At 64.6% G+C, this 15,099-nt stretch carries 17 protein-coding genes; 9 read left to right on the top strand and 8 right to left on the bottom strand.

Translation table 11 applies throughout. From position 1 onward, the window contains the following. The first annotated feature begins 32 nt into the window (after positions 1–32). From QCE48_RS09730 to QCE48_RS09700, 7 genes are all read left to right on the top strand, one after another. Positions 33–1,064: a low specificity L-threonine aldolase gene (locus QCE48_RS09730; RefSeq protein WP_309788036.1), complete on the top strand. Its 1,032-nt coding sequence runs from the start codon at positions 33–35 to the stop codon at positions 1,062–1,064. A 100-nt stretch (positions 1,065–1,164) separates the two neighbouring features. Beyond that, a complete protein-coding gene (locus QCE48_RS09725; RefSeq protein ID WP_309788037.1) occupies positions 1,165–2,313 on the top strand; it encodes an iron-containing alcohol dehydrogenase in 1,149 nt (382 codons plus the stop codon). 3 nt (positions 2,314–2,316) lie between these two features. Next, positions 2,317–2,754: a thioesterase family protein gene (locus QCE48_RS09720; RefSeq protein WP_309788038.1), complete on the top strand. Its 438-nt coding sequence runs from the start codon at positions 2,317–2,319 to the stop codon at positions 2,752–2,754. A gap of 2 nt (positions 2,755–2,756) precedes the next feature. Continuing rightward, entirely contained in the window at positions 2,757–3,707 is a 951-nt protein-coding gene (locus tag QCE48_RS09715; protein ID WP_404983265.1) for a branched-chain amino acid ABC transporter permease, read from the top strand. Next, a complete protein-coding gene (locus QCE48_RS09710) occupies positions 3,700–4,821 on the top strand; it encodes a branched-chain amino acid ABC transporter permease (RefSeq protein ID WP_309788361.1) in 1,122 nt (373 codons plus the stop codon). Before QCE48_RS09715 ends, QCE48_RS09710 begins: the two co-directional genes overlap by 8 nt. Beyond that, positions 4,818–5,567: an ABC transporter ATP-binding protein gene (locus QCE48_RS09705; RefSeq protein WP_309788039.1), complete on the top strand. Its 750-nt coding sequence runs from the start codon at positions 4,818–4,820 to the stop codon at positions 5,565–5,567. The genes QCE48_RS09710 and QCE48_RS09705 overlap by 4 nt, the downstream gene beginning before the upstream one ends. After that, positions 5,564–6,268 carry an ABC transporter ATP-binding protein gene (locus QCE48_RS09700; protein WP_309788040.1) on the top strand — a complete coding sequence of 235 codons (705 nt, stop codon included), beginning with the start codon at positions 5,564–5,566 and terminating at the stop codon, positions 6,266–6,268. The genes QCE48_RS09705 and QCE48_RS09700 overlap by 4 nt, the downstream gene beginning before the upstream one ends. Before the next feature lie 208 nt (positions 6,269–6,476). Here QCE48_RS09700 and QCE48_RS09695 read toward each other — a convergent pair whose 3' ends face one another. Further along, positions 6,477–6,833, bottom strand: a complete 357-nt coding sequence (locus tag QCE48_RS09695; protein ID WP_309788041.1) for a hypothetical protein — start codon at positions 6,831–6,833, stop codon at positions 6,477–6,479. Between the two features lie 12 nt (positions 6,834–6,845). Then, positions 6,846–7,307, bottom strand: a complete 462-nt coding sequence (locus tag QCE48_RS09690; protein WP_309788042.1) for a hypothetical protein — start codon at positions 7,305–7,307, stop codon at positions 6,846–6,848. Positions 7,308–7,334: 27 nt separating this feature from the next. Here QCE48_RS09690 and QCE48_RS09685 point away from each other — a divergent pair, with 27 nt between their 5' ends. Continuing rightward, positions 7,335–7,811 (top strand): hypothetical protein, encoded by a 477-nt coding sequence (locus tag QCE48_RS09685; RefSeq protein ID WP_309794122.1) that lies wholly within the window; start codon positions 7,335–7,337, stop codon positions 7,809–7,811. Between the two features lie 171 nt (positions 7,812–7,982). On the opposite strand, the gene QCE48_RS09680 is transcribed toward QCE48_RS09685, so the two are convergent. Beyond that, the gene (locus tag QCE48_RS09680; RefSeq protein WP_309788044.1) at positions 7,983–8,108 is read right to left on the bottom strand and encodes a hypothetical protein; all 126 of its coding nucleotides are present in this window, start codon (positions 8,106–8,108) and stop codon (positions 7,983–7,985) included. On the opposite strand from QCE48_RS09680, the gene QCE48_RS09675 reads away from it, so the two are divergent. Then, on the top strand, positions 8,098–8,343 hold the full coding sequence (locus QCE48_RS09675) for a hypothetical protein (RefSeq protein ID WP_309788045.1): 246 nt from the start codon (positions 8,098–8,100) through the stop codon (positions 8,341–8,343). The two genes, QCE48_RS09680 and QCE48_RS09675, sit on opposite strands and share 11 nt — an antisense overlap. A 342-nt stretch (positions 8,344–8,685) precedes the next feature. Here QCE48_RS09675 and iolB read toward each other — a convergent pair whose 3' ends face one another. From iolB to QCE48_RS09650, 5 genes are read right to left on the bottom strand one after another with little or no spacing between them, the layout of a single operon-like run. Beyond that, positions 8,686–9,492, bottom strand: coding sequence for a 5-deoxy-glucuronate isomerase (iolB, locus tag QCE48_RS09670; RefSeq protein ID WP_309788046.1), 807 nt, complete (start codon positions 9,490–9,492; stop codon positions 8,686–8,688). Further along, positions 9,489–10,394 (bottom strand): myo-inosose-2 dehydratase, encoded by a 906-nt coding sequence (iolE, locus tag QCE48_RS09665; RefSeq protein WP_309788047.1) that lies wholly within the window; start codon positions 10,392–10,394, stop codon positions 9,489–9,491. The genes iolB and iolE overlap by 4 nt, the downstream gene beginning before the upstream one ends. Before the next feature lie 10 nt (positions 10,395–10,404). Next, the gene (iolD, locus tag QCE48_RS09660) at positions 10,405–12,309 is read right to left on the bottom strand and encodes a 3D-(3,5/4)-trihydroxycyclohexane-1,2-dione acylhydrolase (decyclizing) (RefSeq protein WP_309788048.1); all 1,905 of its coding nucleotides are present in this window, start codon (positions 12,307–12,309) and stop codon (positions 10,405–10,407) included. Continuing rightward, a complete protein-coding gene (gene iolC, locus QCE48_RS09655; RefSeq protein ID WP_309788049.1) occupies positions 12,306–14,285 on the bottom strand; it encodes a bifunctional 5-dehydro-2-deoxygluconokinase/5-dehydro-2-deoxyphosphogluconate aldolase in 1,980 nt (659 codons plus the stop codon). The genes iolD and iolC overlap by 4 nt, the downstream gene beginning before the upstream one ends. 10 nt (positions 14,286–14,295) lie before the next feature. Next, the gene (locus QCE48_RS09650) at positions 14,296–15,084 is read right to left on the bottom strand and encodes an ATP-binding cassette domain-containing protein (protein ID WP_087630576.1); all 789 of its coding nucleotides are present in this window, start codon (positions 15,082–15,084) and stop codon (positions 14,296–14,298) included. Positions 15,085–15,099 lie beyond the last annotated feature (15 nt).

Raw genomic sequence — 15,099 nt, 5'->3', positions numbered from 1 at the left:
GCGCGTCCCACCGCACGACAAGAAAAAAACGCATGCAACATTTCGCCTCCGACAACTACGCCGGCATTTGTCCGGAAGCGCTCGCCGCGCTGGTCGACGCCAACAACAGCGGCCACGAGCCGTCCTACGGCGACGACTCCTGGACGAGTCAGGTCTGCGACCGCATCCGCGAGCTGTTCCAGACCGATTGCGAAGTCTTCTTCGTGTTCAACGGCACGGCGGCCAATTCGCTCGCGCTCGCGTCGCTGTGCCAGTCGTATCACTCGGTGATCTGTCACGAACTCGCGCACGTCGAAACCGACGAATGCGGCGGCCCCGAATTCTTCTCCGGCGGCTCGAAGCTCCTCACCGCGACGGGCGCGAACGGCAAGCTCACGCCGGACGCGATCGAAGCGGTCGTCACGCGCCGCGCCGACATCCACTATCCCAAGCCGAAGGTCGTCACGCTCACGCAGTCGACGGAAGTCGGCACGGTCTACAGCGTCGAGGAAGTGCGCGCGATCGCGGCAATTGCCAAGCGCCGGCATCTGACGGTACACATGGACGGCGCGCGGTTCGCGAATGCGGTCGCGTCGCTCGACGTGCATCCGTCGGAGATCACGTGGCGCGCGGGCGTCGATGTGCTGTGTTTCGGCGGCACGAAGAACGGCCTGCCGGTGGGCGAGGCGGTCGTCTTCTTCGACAAGGCGCTCGCGGCCGACTTCGCCTACCGGCTGAAGCAGGCGGGGCAGCTCGCCTCGAAGATGCGCTTCATTTCGGCGCCGTGGCTCGGTCTTCTCGACAACGACGTGTGGCTGCGCAACGCGCGCCATGCGAACGCGATGGCGAAGCTGATGGCCGAGCGTCTTCGCGGCATCCCCGAAGTGAAGGTGATGTTCGAGCCGCAATCGAACGCGGTGTTCGCCGAACTGCCTTCGCGCGTCGCGCTCGCGCTGCGCAATAAGGGCTGGAAGTTCTATCAGTTCATCGGCTCGGGCGGCTGCCGGCTAATGTGCGCGTGGGACACGAAGCGCGAGACGGTCGAGCAGTTCACCGACGAAATCCGCGCGCTGTGCGCGGCGTAACCGGCCGAGGCGGCACGAAGCTACGCGCTAGCGCCGATTGACACGCGTCGAGCGCGGCTCCTACCATCGCCGCACGCCCACTCATCGAGCAGGACACGTCATGGCCTTCATCTTCTATCTGACCCACATCCACCTCGGCTACGACGCGCTCGCCATGCTCGAAAGCGAATGCGCGCGCGTCGGCATGAAACGGCCGCTCGTCATCACCGACAAGGGCGTCGCCGCAGCCGGTCTCGCCGCGCGCGCGGTCGACAGTGCGAAGCTCGGCGAACTGCCGGTGTTCGACGAAACGCCGTCGAACCCGACCGAAGCGATGGTGCTGAAGGCCGCCGCCATGTATCGCCGCGAAGATTGCGACGGCCTCGTCGCGGTTGGCGGCGGTTCGTCGATCGACCTCGCGAAGGGCGTCGCGATTGCGGCGACGCATCCGGGCACGCTCACCGAATACGCGACCATCGAAGGCGGCAGCGGCAAGATCACGGAGGCGGCCGCGCCGCTGATCGCCATTCCGACGACCTCGGGCACCGGCAGCGAAGTGGCGCGCGGCGCGATCATCATCCTGAACGACGGCCGCAAGCTCGGCTTTCACTCGTGGCATCTGCTGCCGAAATCGGCGATCTGCGATCCGTCGCTCACGCTCGGGCTGCCTTCGGGACTGACGGCCGCGACCGGCATGGACGCGATCGCGCACTGCATCGAAACCTTCCTCGCGCCCGCGTTCAATCCGCCCGCCGACGGCATCGCGCTCGACGGGCTCGAGCGCGCCTGGGCGCACATCGAGCGCGCGACGAAGGACGGCCAGGACCGCGACGCGCGCCTCGCGATGATGAGCGCGTCGATGCAGGGCGCGATGGCGTTCCAGAAGGGCCTCGGCTGCGTGCATTCGCTGTCGCATCCGCTGGGCGGGCTGGCTGTGGACGGACGCACGTCGCTGCATCACGGCACGCTGAACGCGGTCGTGCTGCCCGCCGTGCTGCGCTTCAACGAATCGGCGCCGACGGTCATCGCCGAGAACCGCTACGCGCGCATGCGCCGCGTGATGAACCTGCCGGCGGACGCGGACCTCGCGCAGGCGCTGCACGACATGACCGCGCGTCTCGCCTTGCCGACGCATCTCTCGCAGATGGGCGTTGATGCGAGCATGTTCGACAAGGTCGTTGCCGGCGCGCTTGCGGATCACTGCCACAAGACGAATCCGCGCGAGGCGAGCGCGGACGACTACCGGCGCATGCTCGCGGAGTCGCTCTGAACGATGAGCAAGCCGTCTCCTGCGACTCGCGCGGACTACCCGCACTTCCTGACGATCCCGACGCGCTGGTCCGATAACGACGTCTATGGTCATGTGAACAACGTCGTCTACTACAGCTACTTCGACACGGTGGTGAACGAGTATTTGATGCGCGCGGGCGTGCTCGACTTCGAACATGGCGCGACCATCGGCCTCGTCGTCGAGACGCGGTGCAACTACTTCGCGTCGATCGTGTTTCCGGAGCGCATCGACGCCGGCTTGCGGGTAGCGAAACTCGGCACGACGAGCGTGCGCTACGAAGTGGCGATCTTCAGCGAAGGCGGAAACCAGGCGGCGGCGCAAGGGCATTTCGTGCACGTCTACGTGGACCGCGAGACGCGTCGGCCCGTGAAGCTGCCGACAGCGTTCGTCGCGGCGCTCGAACCGCTCCTCATCGGATAGGCGTGCAGTCGTTCGTTCCTTGGTTCGCAGCGAGCCTCGTCAATGGCGTGAGCGTGGGACTGCTCCTCTTCATGCTGTCGGCGGGACTCACGCTCATCTTCAGCATGCTCGGCGTGCTCAACTTCGCGCACGCGAGTTTCTACATGCTCGGCGCCTACGTCGGCTACGCGCTCGCTGCGCATGGCGGTTTCTGGTTCGCGCTCTTCGCGGCGCCCGTGATCGTCGGCGCGCTGGGTGCGCTCTTCGAGCGCTTCCTGCTGCGCCGCGTGCATGCGCGGGGCGCACTCGCGGAACTGCTGCTGACCTTCGGCGCGGCGTATCTAATCGCCGAAGCGGTAAAGCTCGTCTGGGGGCTCGCGCCGCTTGCAGCACCGGTTCCTTCTTCGCTCGACGGCCCGCTCTTCACGCTCTACGGCGCCGCCTTCCCGCGTTATCGCGCGTTCATGATGCTGCTCTCGGTCGCGATGCTCGTCGTGCTGTACGCGGTGTTGCGCGTCTCGAAGACGGGGCTCGTCGTGCGCGCGGCGCTCACGCATCCGGCGATGGTCGAGACGCTCGGCCACGACGTGCCGCGCGTCTTCACGACGGTCTTCGCCGTGGGCACCGCGCTCGCCGCGCTCGCCGGCGTGATCGGTGCGCCGCTTGCCGTGATCGAACCCGCGATGGCCGATGCGATGGGGCCGATCGTGTTCGTCGTCGTCGTGATCGGCGGGTTGGGGTCGCTCGGCGGCGCGCTCGTGGCATCCATCCTGATCGGCTGCGTGCAGACGTTCGCCGTCGCGAGCGCCGCGTCGCTTGGCAGCATCGCGGCGATGCTCGGGGCGTCGGTGCCGCCGGCGTGGGCGTCGCTCACGATCGCGCAGATCGCGCCGGTGCTGCCGTATCTGCTGCTCGTCGTGATGCTGAGCGTGCGGCCGCGCGGACTCTTCGGCGAGCGTGGCGACGATGCTTAAGTGGCTCGCGCTGATCGCCGCGCTCTTTCTGCCGTTGGCCTTCGCACCGCAAAGCTGGCTGCTTGCCTACCTCGCGCAGACCGCGACGATGATCGTCTTCGCGCTCTCGTACAACCTCCTGCTCGGCGAGACGGGTCTGCTTTCGTTCGGCCACGCCGCGTATGCGGGCCTCGGCGCGTTCGCCGCCGCGCATGTCTTCAACCGATACGGCGTGGCGCTGCCGCTCGTGCCGTTGATCGGCGGCGCGGCCGGCGCGGGTGCGGGCGTGCTGTTCGGCTTCATCTCGACGCGCCGCGCCGGCACGCCCTACGCGATGATCACGCTCGGCATCGGCGAACTCGTCGCGGCCTGCGTGTGGCTCGTGCCGGGCTGGTTCGGCGGCGAGGGCGGCGTGCCTGTCGACCGCGCGAGCGGCCCGCCATTCTTCACGTGGACCTTCGGCCCCGCGCGCGAGGCGTATGCGCTGATTGCGGCGTGGTGCGTGCTGGCGTGCATCGCGATGTACGCGTTCTCGCGCACGCCGACCACGCGCCTCGCCAACGCCGTGCGCGACAACGCCGCGCGCGTGGCGTCGATCGGCTTCGATCCGCGGCGGGTGCGCTTCACGATGTCGGTCGTGTCGGCGTTCTTCGCGGGTGTGGCGGGCGCGATGGCGCTGATCAATGTCGAACTGGCTTCGGCTGAAGGCGTCGGGCTCGCACGCTCGGGCAGCGTGCTGATCGCGACCGTCATCGGCGGGACGTCGTCGTTCTTCGGACCGATCGCGGGCGCCGCGCTGCTGACGTTTTTCAGCGTGGCGGTGGCGAGCGTGTCGCCCGCATGGCTGCTGTATCTCGGGCTCTTTTTTTTCTGGGTCGTGGTGGCTTTGCCCAATGGACTGTGCGCACTGGCGGCGCGCCGTGTGAGCTTGCGTATCGTGCCGGCCGCGTCGGCGTGGATGCTGGCGATCGTCGTTGCGAGCGAAACCGCCTACGCAATGCAGTTCGATACCAGTGGCGACGGCCTCGCGCAGCTCGCCGGCTTCACGCTCGACGGACGAACGCCGATGCCCTGGCTCATCGCGCTCGCCTGCGCCGTGCTGGCCGCGCTCCTCACGCGCTGGGCGAAACGATGACCGCCGCGCTCGAACTGCATCGCGTGACGAAACGCTTCGGCGCCACCGAGATCCTGCGCGGCGTCGATCTCGCGATCGTGCGCGGCGAGCGTCGCGCGTTGATCGGCCCGAACGGCGCGGGCAAGTCGACGCTCTTCGATCTCGTATCGGGCCGCGCGCGCGCGAGTGGCGGACGTATCGTCGTGGGCGGGATCGACGTATCGGGCATGCCGGCGCATCGCGTGGCGCGGCACGGGCTTGCGCGCAGCTTCCAGACGACGAGCGTGTTCGGCGGCCTCTGCGTCTTCGATAACGTGCGTTGCGCGTTGCTCGGCGCGCCGTCGTCGCGCGCGGTCGACCGCTGGTTCCGTTCGCGTGCGATCGACCGCAAGGCCGAAGCGATTCTCGAATCGATCGGCCTCACGAAGCGGCGCGACGAGCGAGCGGCGTCGCTGAGCTATGCCGAGCAACGCGCGCTCGACCTCGGCATCGCGCTTGCGACCGACGCGCCGCTCCTCCTGCTCGACGAGCCGACCGCCGGGATGAATCGTGCGGAAAGCGCGCGTGCGCTCGATCTGATCCGCTCGACGACTCAAGGCCGCACCTTGTTGATCGTCGAGCACGATATGCAGGCCGTGTTCGCGCTCGCGGATCGCATCTCGGTGCTCGTGCGCGGCGAAGTGATCGCGACGGGCACGCCCGCAGAGATTCGCGTGAACGAGACAGTGCGCGCAGCGTATCTCGGCGACGACGAGGCATGGCGATGAGCGCGCTGCTCGAACTAGCCGGATTGCATGCGTGGTACGGCGCGAGCCATGTGCTCGACGGCGTCGATCTTTCGATCGGCGAGGGCGAAGTGCTCGCGCTCGCCGGACGCAACGGTTCGGGCCGCTCGACGCTCGCGAAGGCGATCATGGGGCTCGTGCAGACAAAGGGCGATGTGCGTTTTCGGGGCACATCGATTGCGGGACTGCGGCCGTTTCGCATCGCGCGTCGCGGTATCGGCTATGTGCCCGAGCAGCGCGACATCTTTGCCTCGCTGACCGTGCGCGAGAATCTCGTTCTTGGGATGAACGAACACGCACGGCGCTTCACCATCGACGATGCGTATCGCATCTTTCCTGTCCTGCGGGAGCGGATGTCGGTGAAGGCAGGCGTGTTGTCCGGCGGCGAGCAACAGATGCTGGCGCTAGCGAGAACGCTTGTCGGCGACCCGGAACTCGTGATCGTCGACGAGCCCGCCGAAGGTCTCGCGCCCGCCGTGGTGAGGCAGGTCGGGGACTGTCTCGCGACGCTCAAGCAACGCGGCGTCGCGATGCTGCTGATCGAACAGCGAATGACCATCGCACGCGCGCTCGGCGATCGCGTCGCGGTGATGGGGCATGGACGGATTGTGTTCGATGGCAGCCTCGGGGCGCTCAGTTGCGATGAGCGCGTGACCAGAGAATGGCTCTCGGTCGGGGGGTGATTTTGCTGGCGCTTTGAGGGTCTGCGCTTCTATGGAACTTGGTTTCTTAGTGGTCTATTAGCTTTGCCCCTCTCCGGGGCGGGACTTACTTTCTTTGCCGCTGCATCGCAAGTTGCCGCGCGCAAACGCTTATGCACAGGGGTTTTCGCCCCAAGATGCCTGTTCTGTTCCTGCGTATCAATCATCGTGGTCATTTTGTTTGCGAAAGTCAGGCGGTGGACGACTCGATCGCTAGAGAGTCGAACTCGATAATAAGTTCCGCGCCACATGTTGCGAAGATCTGTGCAACTTTGTCGGGCTTGTTATCGGTCCATCGTTCCGCATTGGCGAGTATACGCTGCGCTTTCTCGTAGCGCGTCGTCCCCGGTTCTAACACCTCGATCCCGTAGACGATGTTCTGAAGCCCGAGATTCTCAAATACGCATCGATTCATTCCGACGAATGAAACGGATGCGCGCTGATCTTGCAGGTACAAGCCCAGCGTGAGCGTTTCGCGTTCCTTCGATACATGGATCGTGTCCATATACCAATCGTGAAAATGATTAAAAGCTTTTAACTTGTCCATGTTTTGATGTCGCTAAGGAAGGATTGATACTGGGTTGCCGAGGTCGCGATCTTGTCCATCCCAGTTGTGGGAATGCGGCGCACCGAAACCATGATCGTGATCGAAGTCAATGTCGGTTGCGGCGTTTCCGTTGGCGTCGTACAGGCGCAATTGTCCGCTGCCCGATGGATTCAAAACCCATGTATTCGGTGGGCCACCCTTGATTGGCATACCCGCAAGGCTTTCATCATCGCCCTCAGGTAGATCCTCGCCATATTCGAACGGCTGCGCATCGCCAAGCACGCCCTCGCCATCGCTGTCTGCGGTATTCCCGAACGACGTATCGGCTTCTGCAAGATCACTCGCGGCGTTGGTCAGTGAAGAAGCGGCCGCATTCGCATAGCGGGCGGCAACCGCATTTACTTGGTCCACCATGTCGTTATAGCGTTCAACGTAAGCCGTCGCCGCACCGTATGACATCCCAAAGTCGATCATTAACGATTCGCGGAAACTGGGGAGCCCTTGGGGCTTGGGTACCGGATTGCCCCCCGCGCCACCTGTCCTCGCTTGCTCGGCAACGAGCACAACACTCTCGCCGCGAATCATCGACTGCAAGGTTTCTATGATCTCAAGGTCAGCGCCATTCTTTGTCAACCGCTGATGCCAATGGAAATTCGTCACGAGAAACGAGCGGACCCGCTGAACGAGCGCGGCATCCTTCGCCCATACATCGGCGTAAGCGCGTTGCGAAAACTCCTTGCCTTCTTCAACCGCCTGTTTCTGCTCGGTGGTGAGGAAGATTCGCCCACTTCCGTAGGCGTCTTTTGCTGTACATCATCCAGCGTTGAAACGAATCCGTTCTCAGTTCAGTTCCACCCATTGCCAGCCCCGTTAGGATTACGGCGTAAACGTAGCAGATTGCCCGGCACCCATATTTTTGAGATTCGCTTCGATGAATTCCGACATCTCAGTAATCCGAAGCGGGACGGCGCGTACTGAGAAGGCGCTATATTGTTCTTGGCGAATCGTTAGTTAAACGTTGGATTTAGGACGATAACCCACTCGATGTGAGGGTCTTTTTCGCCTCGCGTTATGGTTATCGAGGATCACGCGCCGCTCCGTCTTGCTTTTCGTCGCTGGCATCACCGCCTTCCAACTCGCGCAGTTCGATCACACCTTCCTCGTCCGACTGAAATACCTCGGTCGCGCCCGCGCCAGTACGGCGTCGTCTACGTTGTCACGGTCGGTGATAACGCGGATGTTCGCGTTGCCTTGATTCTCGATCTTGACCTTCATTGCTTCTCTCCTTGTGTCGGTGCTGCTGTGGATGCCGCGGGCGAGCCGAAATGCGTTCCCGCAAACTCGGCGTGTCATGGGTCGCTCGGGCAAGCTGCCAGCCGTTACGCCCGCCGACCTGTTCGAGCGAGACATCGCCCGCCGCGCGCACATACACGAGAGTGCAGTCGTGCAGCACGACGACAAGCGCGGCGACCGGTTGGTGCGCAACCGCAGCCAGAACCGCGAACATTAACCGCGCGACCAATGGACCTGACGTCTGAGCGAAGCGAGGATGGATGTATGACTGCTGTACCGTTGTATTCGCTGCGCGATGACACAATGGTTAATCGCATCAAGCCGCTCAAGTCCTTTGAGGGCGACACTTAGGCGGTATGTCCACTCAGTATTGAGAGTACATTGACCTACTAAGACTACTGCTCGAAAAAGCTGCTTTCTTTGCTGCTGCAAAGAAAGGAAGTCCCGCCCCGGACAGGGGCAATGCTAATAGACCGACGCGAACACAAGTTCCTCGGAAGCGCAGATCCATCAATCGGTGTTGAACAACCACCGACCCGAGCGCCAGCAAACCCTCGTCCTAAACCTTACTATCCCGCTCGACGATCCATTCATGCTTAGGATCGTTCTTGAAGTGCCACGTGCGCTTGTCGCCGGCCATCACGTTGAGATAATAGTTATCGTAGCCATACGGCACGACGACCGGATGATAGCCACGCGGCACCATCACGACATCGTGATCTTCGACGGCCATCGTCTCGTCGAGATCGCGCTCGTCCGTATAGACGCGCTGGAACGCAAACCCCTGCGGCGGATTCAGCCGATGATAGTAGGTTTCTTCCAGCGAACTCTCGACGGGCACGTTGTCCTTGTCGTGCTTGTGCGGCGGATAGCTCGACGCATGACCGCCCGGCGTCTTCACCTCGACCACGAGCAGCCCTTCAGCGGGCTCGGTCTGCGGAAGAATATCGCAGACGTACCGCGTATTCGCGCCCTTGCCGCGCGTCGAGCGCTTCATCTGCGAGGGCTCGATGAGACGCGCCGGAAACTTGCCCGTCGCGGGCGCACTCGCCACGCCGATCTCCGCCTCGCGCTCCGCATGCACGATGGCCGCGAGCTTGGGCGGCAGGTAAACCGCGTACGGGGCGGTGTCCTCGAAGACGCTGTCGCGCTTGCCGATCGATTCATAGCGCAAGTCGCCCGCTTCGATCGTGACCGTGCCCGAGAGCACGACGATGCACACCTCGCGCGCGGCTTCGTAGACATGCACGAGGTCGCCGCCATCCATGCGATACGCGGCGAATCCGACATGCTTCCAGCCGGCCGATTCCGGCGTGACGCGCGCGATGGTCTGGCCTTCGCGCGAGGCTTTCACTAGCAGACTCATGCTGCCTCCTTCAAGGGTGCGTCAACGAGCGCGCGCAGCGTGCGATAGCCCTTGTCGGCATACGCATAGCTCGGCGCGATGACGGGGTCCTGTTCGGCTTCCACGACGAGCCAGCCACGATAGCCGTGGCGCTTGAGGCGCGCGATGATCGAAGGGAAATCGACCGTGCCGTCGCCGGGCACGGTGAACGCACCGTTGATCACCGCATCGAGGAAGCTCCAGTTGCGATTGCGCGCAAGCCGGATGATCTCCGGCCGCACGTCCTTGCAATGCACGTGACACACGCGGGCGATGTGCCTGTCGAGCATGCCGAGCGGATCGCCGCCCGCGAAAGTGATGTGGCCCGCATCGAAGAGCAGTCCGACGTCGTCGCTCGTCAGGCTCATAAGCCGATCGACATCGGCTTGCGTCTCGACATACGCGCCCATGTGATGATGGTACGCCACGCGCACGCCGCGCGAGCGCGTGTACTCGGCGAACGTGTTCAGGCGCTCGGCATATTCGCTCCAGCGTGCATCCGAGAAGAACCGCGGACGCTGATAAAGCGGCTGCGGCGAACCCTGGATCGAATCCGCCACTTCGCCGTACACCATGACCGTCGCGCCGTTCTTCGCCAGCAGATCGAGATGCGGACCCACCGCGGCGATCTCGTCTTCCGCGCTGCGCGCAGCGAGCCGTCCCGAGTACCAGCCCGAAACGAGCGCGAGATCGTATTGCGCGAGCAGCGTTTTCAGCGCCTGCGGTTCGCGCGGAAACTTGTTGCCGAGCTCGAAGCCTTCATAGCCGATGCGCTTGCCCTCGGTCAGCGCGAGATCGAGCGGCGTCTCGCCGCCGAGCGAGGGCAGGTCGTCGTTCATCCACGAAAGCGGGTTGATGCCGATGCGGACATCGAAAGTTGTCATGTAGGGATCCTTATTCGATTGTGCTCTTCGAGCGTGCGGCGAGTGCGCTTTCATAGCCCGCGCGAGCGCGCTGCACCGCTTCGCGTTCCGATACTTCGGGCACCGCGACTTCCCACCACCAGCCGCCTTCCTCGGTCGGCCGCGCCGGGTCGGTGTCGATGCTGATCAGGTAGCTGCGATCCGAGGCGCGTGCGCGCTGCATCGCGGCTTCGAGTTCGCCGATGTTCGCGACGTGCTCGGCCGTGGCGCCGAGCGAGCGCGCGTGCATCGCGAAGTCGATCGCGGGCGCGCCTTGCGGGCCCTGTTTGCAATCGTCGATGAGGTTGTTGAACGGCGCACCGCCGCACGACTGCTGCAAGCGATTGATGCAGCCGAAGCCGCGGTTGTCGAGCAGCACGACGATCAGCTTCGCGCCAAGCATCACCGACGTGGCAAGCTCGCTGTTCATCATCAGGTAGCTGCCGTCGCCGACGACCACGATCACTTCGCGTTCCGGCTTCGCGAGCTTCGCGCCGAGTCCGCCCGCGATCTCGTAGCCCATGCACGAGTAGCCGTATTCGACGTGATAGCCGCCGGGCGTTCCCGTGCGCCAGAGCTTCTGCAAGTCGGCGGGCAGCGTGCCGGCCGCGCACACCACGATGTCGTTCGCAGCCGACTGCGCATCCGAGCGCTGCACCGCGCCGATCACATCGGCTTCGCGCGGCAGCAGGCCGTCGTGCGGCGGCGTGTTCGTCACGTGGGCGACGGCGGTGCGCCAGTCGTCGGCGAGATGATGGGCGCGCGTCGTCCATTGTGGGGCCGCGCGCCAGTCGCCGAGCGCGTCGCTCAGCGCGTCGAGCGCGAGCCGCGCATCCGATTCGACCGCGATGCTGTTCTGCTTGAGCGCATCGAACGCGTTTGCATTCACGCCGATGAGACGCGCCTGCGTGAAGAGCGTGTTCGAGCCCGTGGTGAAGTCCTGCAGCCGCGTGCCGACGGCGAGCACGCAGTCGGCTGCGTTCGCGAGTTCGTTCGCCGACGACGACCCGGTCACGCCGATGCCGCCGACGTTCAGCGGATGGTCCCACGGCAACGCGCTCTTGCCGGCCTGCGTCTCCGCGACCGGAATGCCGTGGCGCTCGGCGAAGGTCCGCAGCGCTTCGCTCGCTTCGCCATAGAGCACACCGCCGCCCGAGACGATCAGCGGCTCGCGCGCTTCGCGCAGCGCGGCGGCCGCGCGTTCGATCTCGTGCGCGACCGGCGCGGGCGCGTGAAACGAGACGACGCGCGGCTCGAAGAACGAAGCGGGGTAATCGTAGGCCATCGCCTGCACGTCCTGCGGTAGCGCGAGCGTGACGGGGCCACACAAGGCGGCATCGGTCAATACGCGAATCGCGCGCGGCAATGCGCTCAGCAGTTGCGCGGGATGCACGATGCGATCGAAGTAGCGAGACACGGGCTTTAACGCATCGTTGGCGGAGAGGCCGCCATCGTGCAGGTCCTCGACCTGCTGCAACACCGGATCGGGCGCGCGCGAGATGAAGATGTCGCCTGGCAGGAGCAGCACCGGCAGCCGGTTGACATGCGCGAGCGCGGCGGCCGTGACGAGATTCGTCGCGCCCGGGCCGATCGACGTCGTGACCGCCATCATGCGTCGCCTGAAGTTCGCCTTTGCATACGCGATCGCGCTGTGCGCCATCGCCTGCTCATTGTGCGCGCGATAAGTCGGCAGTTCCTCGCGATGTTGATAGAGCGCCTCGCCGATTCCCGCCACGTTGCCGTGACCGAAGATCGCGAACACGCCGCCGAAGAGCGGCTCGCCCGAGGGCGTGCGTTGCGCGGCGAGATAGCGGACGAGGGCTTGCGCGGTGGTGAGGCGCACCGTCGTCGACGAGGCTTGCGATTGCGTATGGGTAGTCATATCGCGCTGGTTCATGCTGCCTGCTCCTGTCTCGCGTGAGCGGCGGTCCTGGTGCGCGCCTTGCGCCACGCATCGATGAGCGTTTCGAACGTGCGGCGCACGCGCGCGACCAGTTCGGTGTCGTCGATCTGGCCTGCGAGCCATGCGTGGCTCGGCTCGTGGAAGATCGTGCGGCCGACCGTGAAGCCGCGACACGTCGCCGATGCCGCCGCCGCCTTGAAGCCGTCGCACAGTTGATCGACCGCCGCCGACAATCCCAATAGCACGACGCCGCGGCACGCCGGATCACGCTCGGCGATCAGCGCATCGATGGCGTGCCACTGCTTCGCCGACATCGGTTCGAGCTTCCACCATTCCGGGTAGATGCCGAGGTTATAGAGGCGCTTCAAAGCACGATACACCGTGTCGTCGGCGACTGCCGGGCCGTTCTTCGGCACGATCACTTCGAGCAGCAGTTCGTGTCCGCTTGCCTGCGTCGCGTCATAGAGCGCGCGAATCTGCGCCTCCTGTTCGAGCCGAAGTTCATGCGGATGATCGGGGTGATACTGCACGAGGCACTTCGCCACGTGTTCGCGCGGCCATTCGATCAGCGTCGTGCCTATCGAGCGGCCGTGATCGAAGACGAGCGGGAGCGAACCGGGCAACTCGACGGGCCGGCCGATCCACCAGCCGCGTCCGGTCGCTGCATTGAGCGCGTCCTGGCCGTAGCGGTCGTCGATCAGCACGCCGATGCGGCCTTCGAGTCCAAGCTGCTGCTCCGTCTGCGCGACCGCATCGACGAACAGACCCTTCAGCCTCGCTATGCGCGCTTCGTCGGCGCCGGTCTGCTGCGCGAGATCGAAGAACTGGTTGCGATGATCGAAGGCGAAACCGAGCACCTCGTCCCATTGCTTACGATTGGGCGTCACGCGATGCAGCCGCGCGAGCGTTGCATCGCGATCGGGACGGCGCATGCGGGCGGGGTCCTGCTTCGCGGCATCGAGGAAGTAGTCGAGTTCGGCGGGCGTCGGCATGGCCGGAGCGCAGCCGTGCCGCGACACGACGAGCGCTCCGCTTGCGTTCGCCGTGCGCGCGCAGGCTTCGAGCGGTTCGTCGCGCAGCCAGCCGGAAAGAAAGCCGGACGCGAATGCATCGCCCGCGCCGAGCACGTTCAGCACTTCCACTTCGACGCCGCCGTGGATCGGCGCATCGTCGATCGAAGCGGGCACCGCGCCTTCGATGATCGAGCAACCGAGCGGCCCGCGCTTCACGACGAGCGTCGCACCGGTCACCGCGCGCACCATCGTGAGCGCATCGATCAGTCGATCCTTGCCGCCCGCGATGCGAAATTCTTCCTCCGTGCCGATCACGAGGTCGATCAGCGGCAGGATGCGTTGCAGATGCGCGGTCACGCTTTCATTCGCGATGAAGCGCGTTTCGCCATCGGCCTTGCCGGTGAGGCCCCAGAGCACCGGGCGGTAATCGATGTCGAGCACGGTGCGAACCTCGTTGCGCCGCGCGTAGTCCAGCGCGCGGCGGCTCGTGCGGTTGACCTGCTCGGTCGAGAAGTGCGTGCCGGTAATGAGGAGCGCCTTCGAGGAAGCGATATACGCCTCGTCGAAATCGCTTTCGTCGACGGCCATGTCCGCGCAGTCGTCCCGGTAGAAGACGAGCGGGAACGTATCGCGGTCTTCGATGCCGAGCAGCACGAGCGCGGTCAGCCGGTCGGGGTCGATGCGCACATGGCTCACGTCGCAGCCCTCGCGTTCGAGCGTCTCGGTGAGAAAGCGGCCCATGTGATCGTTGCCGACGCGCGAGAGCATCGACGACCTGAGTCCGAGCCGCGCGCATCCGAAGGCGATGTTCGCCGACGACCCGCCGAGATACTTCGCGAAGCTCGACACGTCTTCGAGCCGCGCGCCGACCTGTTGCGCATAGAGATCGACTGCGAGGCGGCCGAGGCACACGATGTCGCGCGCGCGGCCGGGAGCAAAACGAGTATTGGCTGGCATGGTCTCTTCCTTAGATCGTCGCGCCTTCGAGCTCGCCGATCATCTTCTGCATTTCGGCACCGCCCGCCATCATGTCGAGCACTTCGTTCTTGCTGATCGTGTCCTTCGTGTACGTGCCCATCGACTTGCCGCGATTGAGCAGCGTGAACGAGTCGCCGATCGGGTACGCGTGGTGCACGTTGTGCGTGATGAAGATCACCGAGATGCCTTTGGCGCGCGCCGTGTGGATGAGCCGCAGGACGTTGAAGCTCTGCTTCACGCCGAGTGCCGCGGTCGGTTCGTCGAGAATCAGGACGCGTGCGCCGAAGTGGATTGCCCGCGCAATCGCGAGACATTGCTTCTCGCCGCCGGACATCGTGCCGATCGGCTGGTGCGGGTCGCGCACGTTGATGCCCATCTCGGCGAGTTTGGCCCGAGACGTGTCGGCGGCAAGGTCGAGGTCCATCACGTTGAAGATGCCGAAGCGCTTCTTCTGCGGCTCGCGTCCCATGAAGAAATTGCGCGCCACGGACAAAAGCGGCACGAGCGCGAGATCCTGGTAGACGGTCGCGATGCCGAGATCGAGCGCGTCTTTCGGCGACTCGAAACGGACCGGCTTGCCGTCGACGAGATAGTCGCCCGAGGAGGGCGTATGCACGCCTGCAAGTGTCTTGATGAGTGTGGACTTGCCTGCGCCGTTGTCGCCCAGCAGGCAGTGCACTTCGCCGCGCTTCAGGCGCAGCGTGACGCCGTTCAGTGCGATGACCTTGCCGAAAAACTTGCTGACGTTTTCGAGCGCGAGAATGATGTCTTCGTTCATGATGTTCGTCCTCTG

Origin of the sequence: Caballeronia sp. LZ024 (assembly GCF_031451455.1) — a bacterium.
Taxonomy (GTDB): domain Bacteria; phylum Pseudomonadota; class Gammaproteobacteria; order Burkholderiales; family Burkholderiaceae; genus Caballeronia; species Caballeronia telluris.
This window is presented reverse-complemented; position numbering and strand designations above follow the sequence as displayed.